12 protein-coding genes are annotated in these 15163 nt (G+C 66.6%); 6 read left to right on the top strand and 6 right to left on the bottom strand.

Annotated features, from left to right (window positions below; translation table 11 throughout):
* On the top strand, positions 1-2505 hold the full coding sequence (gene ligD / locus VIL42_06595) for a DNA ligase D (GenBank protein ID HEY8592519.1): 2505 nt from the start codon (positions 1-3) through the stop codon (positions 2503-2505).
* Here the strand turns inward: ligD and VIL42_06590 are convergent.
* On the bottom strand, positions 2502-3575 hold the full coding sequence (locus VIL42_06590; GenBank protein ID HEY8592518.1) for an AI-2E family transporter: 1074 nt from the start codon (positions 3573-3575) through the stop codon (positions 2502-2504). The two genes, ligD and VIL42_06590, sit on opposite strands and share 4 nt — an antisense overlap.
* A gap of 96 nt (positions 3576-3671) precedes the next feature.
* Here VIL42_06590 and VIL42_06585 point away from each other — a divergent pair, with 96 nt between their 5' ends.
* Complete coding sequence (locus VIL42_06585) at positions 3672-5918, top strand: penicillin acylase family protein (protein ID HEY8592517.1); 2247 nt, start codon at positions 3672-3674, stop codon at positions 5916-5918.
* Here VIL42_06585 and pip read toward each other — a convergent pair whose 3' ends face one another.
* From pip to VIL42_06570, 3 genes are read right to left on the bottom strand one after another with little or no spacing between them, the layout of a single operon-like run.
* Positions 5919-6887, bottom strand: coding sequence for a prolyl aminopeptidase (pip, locus tag VIL42_06580; GenBank protein HEY8592516.1), 969 nt, complete (start codon positions 6885-6887; stop codon positions 5919-5921). It abuts the gene before it with no gap.
* Positions 6887-8257 carry a glutamate--cysteine ligase gene (locus VIL42_06575; GenBank protein HEY8592515.1) on the bottom strand — a complete coding sequence of 457 codons (1371 nt, stop codon included), beginning with the start codon at positions 8255-8257 and terminating at the stop codon, positions 6887-6889. The genes pip and VIL42_06575 overlap by 1 nt, the downstream gene beginning before the upstream one ends.
* A 57-nt stretch (positions 8258-8314) precedes the next feature.
* Positions 8315-9055: a 16S rRNA (uracil(1498)-N(3))-methyltransferase gene (locus VIL42_06570; protein HEY8592514.1), complete on the bottom strand. Its 741-nt coding sequence runs from the start codon at positions 9053-9055 to the stop codon at positions 8315-8317.
* Between the two features lie 367 nt (positions 9056-9422).
* Between VIL42_06570 and ubiA the strand changes: the two genes are divergently transcribed.
* The gene (gene ubiA / locus VIL42_06565) at positions 9423-10337 is read left to right on the top strand and encodes a 4-hydroxybenzoate octaprenyltransferase (protein HEY8592513.1); all 915 of its coding nucleotides are present in this window, start codon (positions 9423-9425) and stop codon (positions 10335-10337) included.
* A gap of 11 nt (positions 10338-10348) precedes the next feature.
* Positions 10349-11695 (top strand): TldD/PmbA family protein, encoded by a 1347-nt coding sequence (locus VIL42_06560; GenBank protein HEY8592512.1) that lies wholly within the window; start codon positions 10349-10351, stop codon positions 11693-11695.
* On the opposite strand, the gene VIL42_06555 is transcribed toward VIL42_06560, so the two are convergent.
* Both VIL42_06555 and VIL42_06550 read right to left on the bottom strand, forming a co-directional pair.
* Entirely contained in the window at positions 11692-12129 is a 438-nt protein-coding gene (locus VIL42_06555) for a CoA-binding protein (GenBank protein HEY8592511.1), read from the bottom strand. The genes VIL42_06560 and VIL42_06555 overlap by 4 nt on opposite strands.
* A gap of 21 nt (positions 12130-12150) precedes the next feature.
* Positions 12151-13089: an Mrp/NBP35 family ATP-binding protein gene (locus VIL42_06550; protein ID HEY8592510.1), complete on the bottom strand. Its 939-nt coding sequence runs from the start codon at positions 13087-13089 to the stop codon at positions 12151-12153.
* A 73-nt stretch (positions 13090-13162) separates the two neighbouring features.
* Between VIL42_06550 and hflK the strand changes: the two genes are divergently transcribed.
* Together hflK and VIL42_06540 are read left to right on the top strand one after the other, a co-directional pair.
* Positions 13163-14266 (top strand): FtsH protease activity modulator HflK, encoded by a 1104-nt coding sequence (hflK, locus tag VIL42_06545; protein HEY8592509.1) that lies wholly within the window; start codon positions 13163-13165, stop codon positions 14264-14266.
* Positions 14263-15126, top strand: a complete 864-nt coding sequence (locus tag VIL42_06540) for a protease modulator HflC (protein HEY8592508.1) — start codon at positions 14263-14265, stop codon at positions 15124-15126. Before hflK ends, VIL42_06540 begins: the two co-directional genes overlap by 4 nt.
* Positions 15127-15163: the final 37 nt, after the last annotated feature.

The following is a 15163-nucleotide window of genomic DNA, read 5'->3' as shown; positions in this document are numbered from 1 at the left end:
GTGCCGAGCAAAAAACTCGACATCGATACTTACAACGAGAAGCGCGACTTCTCGAAAACGAAGGAGCCCCGCGGGCGCAAGCTCAAGGGCTCGGGCGACAGCTTCGTCGTCCAGAAGCACGAAGCCTCGCGGCTGCACTGGGACTTTCGCCTCGAGATGGACGGCGTCCTCAAGAGCTGGGCCGTTCCCAAGGGCCCCAGCGTCGATCCGGGCGACAAGCGCCTCGCCATGCGGACCGAGGACCACCCGCTCGATTATGGCGACTTCGAAGGCATCATCCCGGCCGGCGAATATGGCGGCGGCACGGTGATGCTTTGGGATCATGGCCGGTGGATCCCCGACCCGCGCAAGGACCCCCGCAAGACGATCGAGGAAGGCCACCTCCACTTCACGCTCGAGGGCGAGCGGATGAAGGGCGAATGGGTGCTATTCCGCCTCAACCCGCGCCCCGGCGAGAAGGCCGAGCCGTGGATGCTCAAGAAGGTGACGGACGACCATGCCGATCCCGAGCACGGCACCGCGCTCGTCGACGAAGGCACCACCAGCGTCACCACCGGCCGGACCATGGCGGAGATCGCGGCCGGCGAGGACGTGTGGCGCTCCAACCGCGGCGGCCAGAAGGGCGGGCGCGGCAAGAAGAAGGCGGGCAAGGCGCCGCCCCCGTTTCAGGAGCCGCAGCTCGCCACGTTGGTCGACGATGTCCCCACGGGCAGCGACTGGCTCTACGAATATAAATATGACGGCTACCGGCTCCTGCTGTCCGTCGGCGACGGGGTCGCAACCGCCTGGACGCGCAACGGCAAGGACTGGAGCGACAAGTTCAAGGCGCTGACCAAGGCCGCCGCGAACCTGCCCGCCGGCTGCCTGCTCGACGGCGAAGCCGCCGCGCTCGACGAGAACGGCAAGCCGAGTTTCCAGCTGCTTCAGTCGACGCTCAAGGACCAAAAAGGCGCCAACCTCGTCTTCTACGCCTTCGACCTTTTGATCGACCGGGGCGAGGACATCCGCCACCTGCCCAATGTCGTACGCAAGGACCGGCTCGCGTCGCTTCTTGCCGGCGTCAATGCCCCGATCGTCTACGGCGACCATGTGATCGGCAGAGGCGAGGCGCTGCTCGAGCAGATCTGCAAGCAGGGCGGCGAAGGGATCATCGCGAAGAAAGCGAGCGCACCCTACAAGGGCACGCGCACCCGCTGCTGGCTCAAGATCAAATGCATCCAGCGCCAGGAATTCGTGATCGTCGGCTGGTCTGAAAGCGACAAGCGCATCGGCTTCCGCTCGCTGCTCCTCGCCGCCAAGGACAAGGGCAAGCTCACTTATGTCGGCAAGGTCGGCACGGGCTTTTCGGCCAAGCTGATCGACGAGATGATGGAGCGGATGCGCCCGCTGGAGGTCGACAAGGCGCCGGTCGAGGTGCCGCGCGCCGACCGCAAGGGCGCGCACTTCATCAAGCCCGAACTGGTCGCGGAGATCGCCTTCACCGAATTCACCGGCGACGGCATCCTTCGCCACCCGAGCTTCATCGGCCTTCGCGAGGACAAGCCCGCGTCACAGGTCGTCGTCGAAAAGCCGGCGCATCTGACCGCCGAGAAGAAGAAGCCCGGCGCGAAGAAGCCTAAGAAGCCCGCTGCCACGCCGGAGAGTCTCGGCATCGCCATCAGCAACCCTGAACGGATCATCTTCCCCGACGCGAACCTCACCAAGGGCGACCTCGCCAATTACTACATGGCGCTGCAGGACCTGATCATGGTCGACGCCGCGAAGCGGCCGATGACGCTGATCCGCTGCCCGCAGGGCCGGTCCAAGAAGTGCTTCTTCCAGAAGCACGACACCGGCTCGTTCGGCGAGCACGTCAAGCATGTGCCGATCAAGGAGCGGAAGGGGATCGTCCAGGACTATCTGTTCTTCGACGACATCCGCGGCCTGCTCGCCTGCGTGCAGATGGGCACGATCGAATTCCACGGCTGGGGCAGCCGCAGCGACGATGTCGAGCATCCCGACCGGCTGGTCTTCGACCTCGATCCCGACGAGGGGCTCGATTTCGCCAAGGTCAAGGAAGCGGCAGTCAAGCTGCGGGGCCTGCTGAAAGACTTGGGACTCGAAACCTTCCCGCTTCTGTCCGGCGGCAAGGGCCTGCACGTCGTTGCGCCGCTCGACCAGTCGGCGGACTGGCCGAAGGTGTCAGACTTCGCCGAGCGCTTCAGCCGCGCGATCGCGGAAGCGGAGCCGGACATGTTCACCGCCAACATCCGCAAGGTGCAGCGCAAGGGGCGCATCTTCCTCGATTGGCTGCGCAACCAGCGCGGATCGACCGCCGTCATGCCTTATTCGGCGCGCGCGCGCGAAGGCGCGCCGGTGTCGGCGCCGATCGCGTGGGGCGAGCTCGACAAATACCAGGGCGGCAATCACTTCACGATCCGCGACGCCGACGAGCTACTCGAGCGGGCGAACTCCAAGCTGCTCAAAGGCTGGGGCGAAGCCAAGCAGGCGCTGCCGAACGCCTAAGCAGCCGGCGCCGCGGGCCGCTGGTCGCGGAAGATCGACCAGCTCGCCAGGAACAGGCCGGCGACGAGCGGGCCGATGACGATGCCGCCGAAGCCGAACGCGGCGATGCCGCCGAGGGTCGTGATCAGGATCATCCAGTCGGGAATGCCGGTATCGCGGCCGACGAGGATCGGCCGCAGCAGGTTGTCCGCAAGCCCGATCACCATCGCGCCGGAGATGATCACGACCACCCCCTGCCAGATGCTCCCGGTCACCAGCAGATAGGCCGCCACGGGCACCCAGACGATCGCCGGACCCACGGCCGGAAGCAGCGACAGGATCGCCATCACCACGCCCAGCAGCAGCGCTGATGGAATACCGACGATCCAAAAAGTGATCGCCCCCAGAGCACCTTGCACCAGACCGACGACGACCGATCCCTTGATCGTCGCACGCACGATCGCGACGAAACGCGTGCTGAGATCCTGGGCGACGGCCTTGTCGAGCGGCAGTGCGTCCCTGACCGCCGGGCCGATCCGTCGCCCGTCGCGCAGCAGGAAGTAGGTGACGTAGAGGCCGACCGCGAAGGAAAGGACGAACGCGACCGCATTGCCGCCAAGGTTGACCGCGTGGCGCGCAAGCAGGCCGGCGCTCTGGCTGAGGAATTGCGACACGCGCGCCTGCAGCACGGCGAATTCGCCATATCCCGATTGGTCGAGAATGGCCTGAAGCCTCGCCGGCAGGCTGTCGTGGAGCTGGTCGAAATAGCCTTCCGCGCCGATCCGTTGCCCCTGGAACCCCAAATAGATCTGCATAAGCTGGTCGACCACCGCACTGCCGATCGCGAGCGCCGGGATGACGACGGCGATGGTGATGACCAGCAGCGTCAGGATCGCCGCCTGGTTCTCCCGCCCGCCGACCTTGCTCAACATCCATCGATACATCGGCTGGAACATGATCGCGGCGACCACCGCCCACAAAAGCGCCGAGGCGAACGGCGCCGCGACATAAAGAAAGGCGAGCGTGATCAACGCGAGGAACAGGATCAGCCCCCGCTGCTCGCCGCCGTCCGCGCTCTTGCTGCTCCGCATTGCTGTTCCCCCGACCTTAGCTCCGCTCACCTGAGCACAGGGAGCCGCGCGTTTCCACCGCTTGCGGCTTCACCGGCGGCGGCCTAGCCCTTGCGCATGCACAAGAGATCGGCTGCCGCCCTCGCCCCGCTCCTCTTCCTCCTCACTGCCGCTGCACCTGCCGAGCTGTCGCGATGGCGCGCGCAGGCCAGCCAAGTGACGATCACCCGGGACGATTGGGGCATCGCCCATGTGCATGGGAAGACGGACGCGGACGCGGTGTTCGGCGCGATCTACGCGCAGGCCGAAGACGATTTCCCGCGCATCGAGGCTAATTATCTGACCGCGCTTGGCCGTACCGCCGAAGCGGACGGCGAAAAGGCGATCTGGCAGGATTTGCGCGCCCGGCTCTACGTCAGCGAGCCGCAGCTCAAGGCCTATTATGCCAAGAGCCCACCAGCGATGCGGCGGCTGATGGACGCCTGGGCCGCAGGTCTGAACTATTATCTCGCGACGCACCCGCAGGTGAAACCGCGCGTGCTCAAGCGCTTCGAGCCGTGGATGGCGCTGAGCTTCACCGAAGGCAGCATCGGCGGCGACATCGAACGGATCGATCTCAAGCAGCTCGCCGACTTCTACGGCGCGCAACCTCAGATTGTATCCATCAAGAAGGTCGCGTCCGTTTACGACGACAACGAACCGCGCGGGTCCAACGGCATCGCCATTGCGCCGAAGATCACCGCGCCCGGTACCGGCGCGCTGCTCCTGATCAACCCGCACACCAGCTTCTATTTCCGGTCCGAGCTGCAGATGCGCAGCGACGAGGGCCTCGACGCATACGGCGCTTCAACCTGGGGCCAGTTCTTCATCTACCAGGGCTTCAACCGCCACGTCGGTTGGATGCACACGTCGAGCGGCGTCGATAATGTCGATGAATTCGCTTATCAGATCGACCGGCCGGAGCTCGGCTTGCGCTATCTCGTGGGCAACGACTGGCGCGCAATCAGCAAGCGACCGGTGACCATCCGCGTGCGCCAGCCCGACGGCAGGCTGAAGCCGCGGACCTTCACGACCTATCACACCCATCGCGGGCCGATCGTCCGAAGCGAGACGAGTTCGGCCTGCGCGCCCGAGCCGAAGACCATATCCATCGCCGGCGGAGCGGAAGACCGGCGAGTCTGCTGGATCGCCTTCGCCATGATGGACAAGCCAGTCGAGGCGCTTCAGCAAAGCTTCCTGCGCACCAAGGCGAAGGACCTGACGTCCTTCCTCGACCTCGCCGACCGCTTCAAGGCGAACAGCTCCAACAATACGCTCTTCGCCAGCAGCAAGGGCGAGATCGCTTTCCTCATCCCGCAATTCATGCCGAAGCGCGACAATCGTTTCGACTATACGAAGACGGTGAACGGCAGCGACCCGAGCACCGACTGGGGCCCGCTGCACAAGCTCGCCGAGCTGCCGAGCGTGATCAACCCGCCGACCGGTTGGGCGATGAACACCAATAACTGGCCCTATTCCGCGGCTGGCCCGTACAGCGCGCGCCAGGCCGATTACCCGCGCTACATGGACATGTTCGGCGAGAACCCGCGCGGCATTCATGCGACCAATCTGCTGACCGGAAGCAGCGGCTGGACTCTCGAAAAGCTCCGCGCCGCGGCCTTCGATCCCGACCAGCCGGGCTTCGCCCAACTTCTGCCCGGCCTGATCCAGGCCTGGGATGCCTTGCCTACCGCGGACCCGCGTAAGCAGCGCCTCGGCGGACCCGTGTCCGCGCTGCGCAGCTGGGACCATCGCTGGAGCGCCGCCTCGATCCCGAACACGGTCGCGAACTTTTGGGGCGAAGAGCTGTGGAAGCTTGCGACGACCAATGAGTGGGACGACGGCCTGCCCGTCTACGAACGGCTCAACCGCGTTGAGCCCGACGCAAAGCTCGGCGCGCTGGACAAAGCGGTCGCGCGACTCGTCCGCGATTTCGGCCGCTGGGATGTGCCCTGGGGTGAAGTGAATCGCTTCCAACGGATCTCGCCGGCGATCGACCATCCGTTCAGCGACGCCGGGCCGAGCATCCCCGTACCGTTCAGCTCGGCGCGGTGGGGCTCGCTCGCCTCCTTCGGCGCGTCACAGAAGCCCGGCACGAAGAAATGGTACGGCACCAGCGGCAACAGCTTCGTCGCCGCGGTCGAGTTCAAGCCGTCCGGCGTCCAGGCGATTGCCGTTACCGCCGGCGGGGAAAGCGGCGACCCCAAGTCGCCGCACTTCAACGACCAGGCGGGCCGCTACGCATCCGGCAATCTGCGGCCGGTCTATCTCACCCCGGACCAGCTGAAGGGCCATACGGAGCGAGTGTACCGCCCCGGCGAGTAATCAACGATCCGCGAACTTGTCCGTCGCGCGGATCAGGCCGTCGAGGATCCCCGGTTCGTTGAACAGGTGCCCGCCGTCGGGCACGATATTGAGCTCCACCTCCGGCCACGCCTGCTTGAGCTTCCACGCGGCCATCGGCGGCGTGCAGCAATCGTGCCGCCCCTGGACGATCACGCCCGGGATGCCGCGCAGCTTTTCGGCCGCGCCCCTCAGCAGCTGGCCTTCCTCCAGCCAGCCGCGGTGCGCCATATAATGGTTCTCGATCCGCGCCAGCGCGATCGCCAGATCGGGCGACGTGAACTGCTCGTGCGTCTCCGGGCTCGGCAGCAAGGTCACGGTTGATGCTTCCCACGCGCTCCACGCTTTCGCGGCGCGCAGCTGCTCGTCCTTGTCGTCGCCGGTCAGGCGCTTGCGATAGGCCTCGACCATATCGCCGGGCTCGCTTTCCGGGATCACGCTGACGAACTCGTCCCAGGCGTCCGGGTACAGGTTCGACGCGCCGCCCGGCTGGTAGAGCCAGTCGAGCTCGTAGGGATCGAACAGGAAGATGCCGCGGAGCACCAGCTCGGTGACACGATCGGGATGGGTCTGCGCATAAGCGAGCGACAGGGTCGATCCCCAGCTACCGCCGAACACCATCCATTTGTCGACCTTGGCGATCTGCGTGCGCAGCTTTTCGATATCGTCGACCAGGTCCCAGGTCGTATTCGCCTCGAGGCCGGCATGCGGCGTCGACTTGCCCGCCCCGCGCTGGTCGAACACCAGGATCTTGTACTTTTCCGGGTTGAACTGCCGCCGGTGCGCGGGGCTGGTGCCGCCGCCCGGTCCGCCGTGAAGGAACACCACCGGCTTGCCGCCCGGATTGCCGGAAAGCTCCCAATACAAAAGATGACCGTCGCCGACGTCGAGCATCCCCGTCTCGTATGGCTCGAACTCGGGATAGAGCGTGCGCCGGCCGGTCGTATCCATCAGAAGCTGAACTCCTCGTAGATGCGTGACAGATCGCCTGCCCACTCGCCTTGATATTTGGCGAGCAGCCGGTCCGCGGGCGTCATGCCGGTCGTGACGACATCGCGCAACGGATCGAGGAAGCCGCCTTCATTGTCGCCGGCGCTGTTGAGCTCAGCGCGCCGCGTCAGCCCGTCGGCGGCGACATCGAGCACACGGCCGGCAAAGGCGCGCAGGCTTTCGCCGTCGGGCGTCACCGCTTCGAGCGCCAGCCGCGGCACCTCGTGGCGAAGCTTCTCGCGCTCCTCGATCGTCCAATGCTTCACCAGCTCCCACGCGGCATCGAGCGCCTGGTCGTCATAGAGCAGCCCGACCCACAAAGCCGGAAGCGCGCAGATCCGGCTCCAGCGGCCGCCGTCGGCGCCGCGCATTTCGAGGAAGCTCTTGAGCCGCACTTCCGGGAAGGCGGTGGACAAATGGTCGGTCCAGTCCGTCAGCCGCGGCTTCTCGCCCGGCAGTTGCGGCAGCTTGCCGTCGATGAAAGCGCGAAAGCTTTCGCCGGCGACGTCGATGTACCGGCCGTCGCGGTAGACGAAGTACATCGGCACATCGAGCGCATAGTCGCAGTAGCGCTCGTACCCGAACCCGTCCTCGAACACGAACGGCAGCATGCCGGTGCGGTCGGCGTCCGTGTCTTCCCAGATATGGCTGCGGAAGCTCTTGAAGCCGTTCGGCTTGCCTTCGGTGAACGGCGAGTTGGCGAACAGCGCCGTCGCCACCGGCTGCAGCGCCAGGCCGACGCGGAATTTCTTCACCATGTCAGCCTCGCTCGAATAATCGAGGTTGGTCTGGATGGTGCAGGTGCGCAGCATCATGTCGAGCCCGAGGCTTCCGACCTTGGGCATGTAATTGAGCATGATCGCGTACCGGCCCTTGGGCATGATCGGCAGGTCGCTTCGTGCCTTGTCGGGCCACATGCCGAGGCCGAGGAACCCGAGCCCCAGCCGCTCGCCGATCGTCTTGCACTGGTCGAGGTGCCGAGCCGCTTCCGAGCAGGTCTGATGGAGGTTCTGAAGCGCTGCGCCGGACAGCTCGAACTGGCCCGCGGGTTCGAGGCTGATCGTGCCGTCGGGACCGGCCAGCGCAATAACATTGCCGTTCTCGATCACCGGCTCCCAGCCGAACTCCGTCAGCCCCATCAGCAGGTCGCGAATGCCGCCGGGCTCGTCATAAGCGGGCGCGCGATGGTCCTGCGTGCGATAGACGAATTTCTCGTGCTCGGTGCCGATCCGCCAATTCTCGCGGGGCTTTTCGCCGCCGGAGAAGGTCGCGAGCAAATCGGCGCGGCTTTCGATCGGGCGCGAATAGCTGTCGTCAGTGCGCGTAGTCATTGGCCGAGCGGCGTAGCGTCGCCTCCCGCTTCGCGCCAGCAGCTTTGCTTTATCGGCCTATAAGCGCCAGTCGCCGGCCACCGCCATGAAGGCGGCGAGCGCAGCCAAGGCGGCGGTCTCCGCCCGAAGGATTCGCGGGCCCAGCGACACCGCAACCGCGTTCGGCGCAGCGCGAACCAGCGCCCGCTCCTCGTCCGTGAACCCGCCTTCTGGGCCAGTCAGGATCAGGGCGGGTCCGGGTTTGAAGGCGCCCGCGGCCTCTTCGCCACCCGTCTCGTCGGCGAAGTAGAGCCTTCGCTCGGCGCACTGCTGAAGCAACTGCTTGAGACTGACCGGCTCAGCAATTTCCGGCACCCGCGTGCGGCCGCACTGCTCCGCCGCTTCGATGGCGATCCCCTGCAATCGGTCGAGCCGCACCCGCTCAGCGATGGTGCGCTGGGTGATGGCCGGGACCAGCCGCGCCGCGCCCAGCTCGGTCGCTTTCTCGACCAGCCAGTCGGTTTGCGTGCGCTTCACCGGCGCGAAGGCCAGCCATACGTCGGGGATCGTCTCCGGCTCGCGCGTCCGCTGCTCGACGGCGAGGGTCATGCGCTTCTTACCGGCATCGGCGACCGTGGCCAGCCATTCGCCCGAATGGCCATCGAACAACAGCACCTGCGCGCCCGTCCCGAGCCGCATCACATTGCCCAGATAGTTGGCCTGGTTCGCGTCGAGTTCGACGCGCGCGGCTTGCGACAGCGCATCGCGCACGAACAGGCGCGGCAGGCTTTTCGGCGGCCAGGCGGGCGTCGCGGGCATGGCGCCCGCTTAACCCGTGCGGCGCTGCTCGGCTATGCCGCGGCGTCAGCCGCGCCGGGCCGACGCTTCGAAGAGGTCCCGGTAATAGCGCGACGTGCGAAGGTGGATGAGCCGCTCCTGCTCGCTTCGAGCTTGCTCTGCCGACAAAAGCGCCTCCATCAGGCGTTGCCTGAAGTAACCACTATACATCAACGCACCTCCGCTGCTGCCATCGCTTCCTTTCGTTTGATGCGGCCCACTTACAGCGCTGGTTTCATTCGATCTTCTTAAGATTATTCCCGTTCCGGAATCATCGGCGGAATGTGAATCCGATCCGGAGAGAGTTCGGCTGCTTGAGCCGCACCGCGCGCGCTGGCACAGGCTTGGCATGACCGCGGCCAGCGACATCGTCCCGGACAGCGAGCGGCGCGGCTTCATCGGCGCGCTGCCGCCGCGGCTTCGGCCATTCGCGTCGCTGATGCGGATCGACCGCCCGATCGGCAGCTGGCTGCTCTACTGGCCGTGCGCGTGGAGCGTGGCGCTTGCCGGCGTCGGCGGCCGCTGGGACCTGTTCCTCTGGCTCGGCCTCGGTGCCTTCGCGATGCGCAGCGCCGGCTGCGTCTACAACGACATCGTCGACCGTGACCTTGATCGAAAGGTGGAGCGCACGCGCCTGCGGCCCCTGGCGAGCGGGCGCGTGTCGCTGCGCGCCGCGTGGCTGCTGATCGCGCTGCTATGCGCGATCGGGCTGCTCGTGCTCGTGCAGCTCAGCCCCACCGCCGCCCTCGTCGCGCTCGCCAGCATCGCGCCCGTCGCCGCTTACCCCTTCATGAAGCGAATCACCTGGTGGCCGCAGGCCTGGCTCGGCCTCGTCTTCTCATGGGGCGCGCTGGTCGGCTGGCCCGCGGTGACCGGCAGCCTCGGGTGGACGCCCTTTCTCCTGTGGCTCGGCAGCATCGCCTGGGTGGTCGGCTATGACACGCTCTACGCGATCCAGGACATCGAGGATGACGCACTGGTCGGCGTGAAATCCTCGGCCCGGCGCTTGGGAGACAAGGCCGCGCTCGGCGTCGGCGGCTTCTACGCGATCGCCCTGCTGCTGTGGGGCGCAGCGATCTGGAGCGTGCGGCCAGACTGGCTGGCGCTGGTCGCCTTGATCCCGGCCGCCCTCCATCTCGCGAACCAGGCGCTCCGGGCCGATCCGAAGGACGGCGCACTCGCCCTCCAGCTGTTCCGCTCCAACCGCAGCTGCGGCCTGCTGGTCGCGCTCGCGATGCTAGTCGTCGGGCTTTCAGCGCGCTAGTCGCGCTGGCGATGCGAACCCCCGACCAAGCCCGCGATATCGCCACCTCCCTCGTCGAGCGCGCGACCCGCGCCGGCGCCAGTGCCGCCGATGTGCTCTATGCCGCCGACCGCTCGTCCAGCGTCGAAGTTCGGCTCGGCGAGCTCGAGAATGTCGGCCGTTCCGAAGGCGAGGAAATCGGCCTGCGACTCTTCATCGGCCAGCGCTCCGCCACCGTCGCCTCGTCGGACCTGTCCGACGAGGCGCTCTCCGTACTGGTCGAGCGCTGCCTCGCCATGGCCGACCAGGCGCCCGAAGACCCTTTTGCCGGCCTCGCCCCGACCGAGTTGCTGGAGCTTGGCGATCCGCCGTTCCTCGACAGCGACGACCCGCGCGAGCCCGACCCGCCCGAACTCCGCGCCCGCGCGCTGGAGGCCGAGCAAGCGGCGCTCGCCGTCGCGGGCGTCACCAATTCGAGCGGCGCCGGAGCAAGCGCATCGGGAACGACGATCGCGCTCGCAACTTCGGGCGGCTTTGCCGGTGCCTACCGGACCAGCGGCCACGGCTGTTCGGCCGCGGTGATCGCCGGCGCAGGCGCGTCGATGCAGCGCGACCATGCCTGGCACAGCGCCCGCCATCTCGAAGACCTCGAACCTGCCGCCGAGATCGGCCGCCGCGCCGGGGAGCGCGCAGCCGCCAGGCTCAACCCGTCGCGCCCGAAGCCCGGCACGTACCCGGTGATCTTCGACAGCCGCGTCTCCGCCACTTTGCTCGGCCATCTATCCGGTGCGACCAACGGCGCGTCCGTCGCGCGCAAGACGAGCTTCCTGCGCGACAAGCTCGGCGAGCAGATCTTCGCGCGCGGCGTCTCAATCATCGACGATCCGCTGCGCCGGCGTGGCATGCGCTCGCGCCCGTTCGACGGCGAAGGCGTCCGCGTCGCTCGGCGAGCGCTGATCGATGACGGGATCCTGACCGGCTGGATGGCGGACAGCGCCTCGGCGCGCCAGCTCGGCATTGCGCCGACCGGCAATGCCTCGCGCGGCACCGGCGGCTCGCCGGGCGCGGCGCCGAGCAATTTCTACATGGACGCCGGCAGCCGCAGCCGCGCCGAATTGCTCGCGAGCGTTCCCGAAGCGGTCATGGTCATCGAGCTGATTGGCCAGGGCGTGAACGGCGTCACTGGCGATTATTCGCGCGGCGCCGCCGGCTTCATGGTCCGCGGCGGCGAGATTGCGGAGCCGGTGGCGGAGATCACCATCGCCGGCAATCTGCTGGACATGTTCGCAAGCCTCGAGCCCGCGTCCGACCTCCAATTCCGGCGCGGCATCGACGCCCCCACCATCCTCGTTCCTGAAATGGTGGTCGCCGCCGCTTAGGCCTCGGCCGCGATCCTCGGCACCCCAAGCCGCGGAATGTCGATCTTCGGGCAGCGGTCCATCACGACTTTCAACCCGGCGTTCTCGGCCAGCGCGGCTGCTTCCTCGTTGATGACGCCTAATTGCATCCACACCGCCTTGGCGCCGACGAAGATCGCCTGTTCGACCGCTTCGAGCGCCATCTCGGGACGGCGGAAGATGTCGACGATGTCGATCGGCACGCCGATCTGCGAAAGCTCGCGCCACACGAACTCGCCGTAAATATGCTCGCCGGTGATCTGCGGGTTTACCGGCAACACCCGATAGCCCCAATCCTGCAGGAACTTCATCACGCCGTTGGACGCGCGGTCCGGCCGGTCCGAAGCGCCGACGATGGCGATGGTGCGCGCATTGCGCAGCAAATCGGCAATATCCTCGTCACGCGTCAGCGGCATCTTCCCTCTCCTTTGCCGCCGTCAATGCGCGACCGCCTCCAGCAGTTTCGCGGCGATTGCATCGAACAGGTCGGACCCCTCCGCTGCCGGCGGGCGCCCGGCGTCGGACGCCTCGCGAATGTCGAGCGACAGCGGCAGGCGGCCGAGGAACGGCACGCCCATCTCGGCGGCCGCATGCTCCGCGCCGCCGCTTCCGAACGGGTGCGAGACCTCGCCGCAATGGGGGCAGGCGTAAGTGGCCATATTCTCGATCAGGCCGATCACCGGGACGCTGGTCTTGTTGAAGAGGTCGACCGCGCGCCGCGCGTCGATCAGCGACAGGTCCTGCGGCGTCGACACGATGACCGCGCCCGCCGGCCGCGACCGCTGGATCAGCGACAGCTGCACGTCGCCGGTCCCGGGCGGCATGTCTACGACCAGGATCTCGGCGTCGCCCCAATCTGCGTCGACGAGCTTCGCCAAAGCGCCCGTCGCCATCGGCCCGCGCCAGGCGAGCGCATGCCCCTGCGACACGAGCTGCCCGACCGACAGGAATTTGATGCCATGCGCGTCCACCGGGATCAGCTGCTCGCCCTCGGCCGTCGGCTTGGCGTAAGTACCGAGCAAAGTCGGCTGCGACGGTCCGTAAACGTCGGCGTCGATCAGCCCGACCTTCTTGCCCATCCGAGCGAGCGCGATGGCGACGTTCACCGACACGGTCGATTTGCCGACGCCGCCCTTGCCGCTGCCAATCGCGATCAATGTCCGCGACGGCTCTGCCGCCGTCATCGCGATCCTCGCGTCTTCGACACCGCTCCTTGCGAGCAGGGCCGACCGAAGCTCCTTCTCGACCGCCTCCCGCTCGCCGGCGCTCAGCCCCGTCGCCTCGACGATCAGCGTCGCGACGCCGCCGTTCAGCTTCCGGGAGCGGATCCGCTCGTCGTGCGGCAATTCTGCAAGCGGGTCATTATCGTCTGCCATCGGCAGCCACATAAGAAGGCCCGTACCGCTTGCCACTGTTTTTCGGGCAGGCCGCTCCCTATAATCACAGTTGATGAGCAATATTTTGGGGTGGGGCGGCCGTTTCCACGGCCTGTTCGCCGATAATAAGGGTCCCTGGGGCCCGAGCGGAAGCACCGGTGATGAGCCGAGTGGCAGTCACGACCATGGCAGCGGCCCGTGGGGCGGTCCTCCGCCGAGCGGCGGCCGGCCGGCCGGCTCCCGGCCCAACGTTCCCCAGCTCGATGAGCTTCTGCGCCGCAGCCGCGCTCGCTTCGGCGGCGGTGGTGGCGGTGGCGGCTTCCGCGGGCGTCCCGACGCTTCGCTGATCGCTTGGGGTGCGCTTGCGCTTTTCCTCCTGTGGCTGATCTTCAGCAGCTTCCACGTCATTTCGCCCGGCCAGCGCGGCGTCGTCAGCCGGCTTGGCCGCTACAGCTACACGCTCGGGCCCGGCGTCGGCATGACCCTGCCCTCTCCGATCGACCGCGTGACCAAGATCGACGTCGAGAACATCCGCACCGTCGACCTCGGCTCGTCGGGCGACGACGACCTGATCCTGACGGGCGACCAGAACCTCATCAACCTCGGCTATTCCGTTCGCTGGAACATCCGCACGCCGGAGCTTTATTTGTACCAGCTCGCGCAGCCCGACGAGACTATCCGCGAAGTCGCGGAAAGCGCCATGCGCTCGGTCATCAGCCAGGTGACGCTGAACGACGCCATGGGCGACCGCCGCGCAGAAATTGAAAATCAGGTTGCCGAGAAGATGCAGCAGATCCTCAATTCCTATCGCGCCGGCGTTCAGGTGCAGGGCATCGCCATCAAGCAGGCGGACCCGCCCGCCGCGGTCATCGAGGCCTTCAAGAAGGTCACGGCCGCACAGCAGCAGGCGCAGTCCTACATCAACAATGCCAACGCTTATTCGCTTCAGCTGCGCCAGAAGGCGCAGGGCGAGGCGACGGCGTTCGAGAAGGTCTACGAGCAGTACAAGCTGGCGCCGGAAGTCACCCGCCGCCGCATGTACTACGAAACGATGGAGCAGGTGCTTTCGAAGGTCGACAAGACGATCGTCGAGGCGCCCGGCGTCACCACTTATCTGCCGCTGCCGACGCTGAAGAACCAGCCGCAGGGGCAGTCGCAGGGAGGGTCGGCGCAATGATCGGCCTGATCCGCAGACGCCCGCTCGCCGCGGCGATTGTCGGCTTCCTCCTCCTGCTCCTTCTGGTCAGCAGTTTCCCGATCATTCCGGAAACGAAGCAGGCGGTCGTCGTCCGCTTCGGCAAGCCGGTTCGCATCTACAACCAGTACCAGCCGGGCCGGCCGATCGGCGCCGCAGGGGCGGGCATCAACTTCCGCCTGCCCTTCGCCGAGCAGCTGGTGTGGATCGACAAGCGAGTCCAGGACGTCGACATGCAGCGCCAGCAGGTGCTGTCGACCGACCAGCGCCGCCTCCAGGTCGATGCCTTCGCACGCTATCGCATCGTTGATCCGATGCTGATGTACATCCGCGCCGGCAACGAGCAGCAGCTGACCGAACAGCTCCGTCCGATCCTCGGCTCGGAAGTCCGTAACGAGCTTGGCCGCATCGACTTCGCCTCGCTGCTGACCCCGGAACGGCAGGGCATCATGGACAGCGTCCGCACGTCGCTGAACAAGATCGCGCGCCAATATGGCGTCGAGGTGCTCGACGTCCGGATCAAGCGCACCGACCTTCCCGACGGTGCGCCGCTCGACGCCGCGTTCGACCGCATGCGCACGGCGCGTGAACAGGAAGCGCGTTCGATCCTGGCCGAAGGTGCGAAGCAGGCGCAGATCATCCGCGCCCAGGCCGACGCCGACGCCGCGAAGACCTATGCGGCGAGCTTCGGCAAGGATCCGGAATTCTACAATTTCTACCGCGCGATGCAGTCGTACCAGACCACCTTCGTCGGCGATGGCGGCGACAAGCCGCCGCCCACCAACATCATCCTGTCGCCGCAGAACGAATATCTGAAGGAATTCACGGCCCCGGCGCGATGATCTTTCGCGTTCAATCACCGTTAAGCGGGTGGGGACA

Origin of the sequence: Sphingomicrobium sp., assembly GCA_036563485.1 — a bacterium.
GTDB lineage: Bacteria > Pseudomonadota > Alphaproteobacteria > Sphingomonadales > Sphingomonadaceae > Sphingomicrobium.
Note: the sequence above shows the minus strand (reverse complement) of the source record. Positions and strands in the feature narration are given on the sequence as shown.

Coding starts and splice junctions, on each gene's coding strand:
- VIL42_06540 (HEY8592508.1), top strand. CDS start 14,263: ATGATCGGCCTGATCCGCAGACGCCCGCTCGCCGCGGCGATTGTCGGC.
- VIL42_06560 (HEY8592512.1), top strand. CDS start 10,349: ATGCGAACCCCCGACCAAGCCCGCGATATCGCCACCTCCCTCGTCGAG.
- VIL42_06585 (HEY8592517.1), top strand. CDS start 3,672: ATGCACAAGAGATCGGCTGCCGCCCTCGCCCCGCTCCTCTTCCTCCTC.
- hflK (HEY8592509.1), top strand. CDS start 13,163: ATGAGCAATATTTTGGGGTGGGGCGGCCGTTTCCACGGCCTGTTCGCC.
- ubiA (HEY8592513.1), top strand. CDS start 9,423: ATGACCGCGGCCAGCGACATCGTCCCGGACAGCGAGCGGCGCGGCTTC.
- pip (HEY8592516.1), bottom strand. CDS start 6,887: ATGGATACGACCGGCCGGCGCACGCTCTATCCCGAGTTCGAGCCATAC.
- VIL42_06550 (HEY8592510.1), bottom strand. CDS start 13,089: ATGGCAGACGATAATGACCCGCTTGCAGAATTGCCGCACGACGAGCGG.
- VIL42_06575 (HEY8592515.1), bottom strand. CDS start 8,257: ATGACTACGCGCACTGACGACAGCTATTCGCGCCCGATCGAAAGCCGC.
- VIL42_06570 (HEY8592514.1), bottom strand. CDS start 9,055: ATGCCCGCGACGCCCGCCTGGCCGCCGAAAAGCCTGCCGCGCCTGTTC.
- VIL42_06555 (HEY8592511.1), bottom strand. CDS start 12,129: ATGCCGCTGACGCGTGACGAGGATATTGCCGATTTGCTGCGCAATGCG.
- VIL42_06590 (HEY8592518.1), bottom strand. CDS start 3,575: ATGCGGAGCAGCAAGAGCGCGGACGGCGGCGAGCAGCGGGGGCTGATC.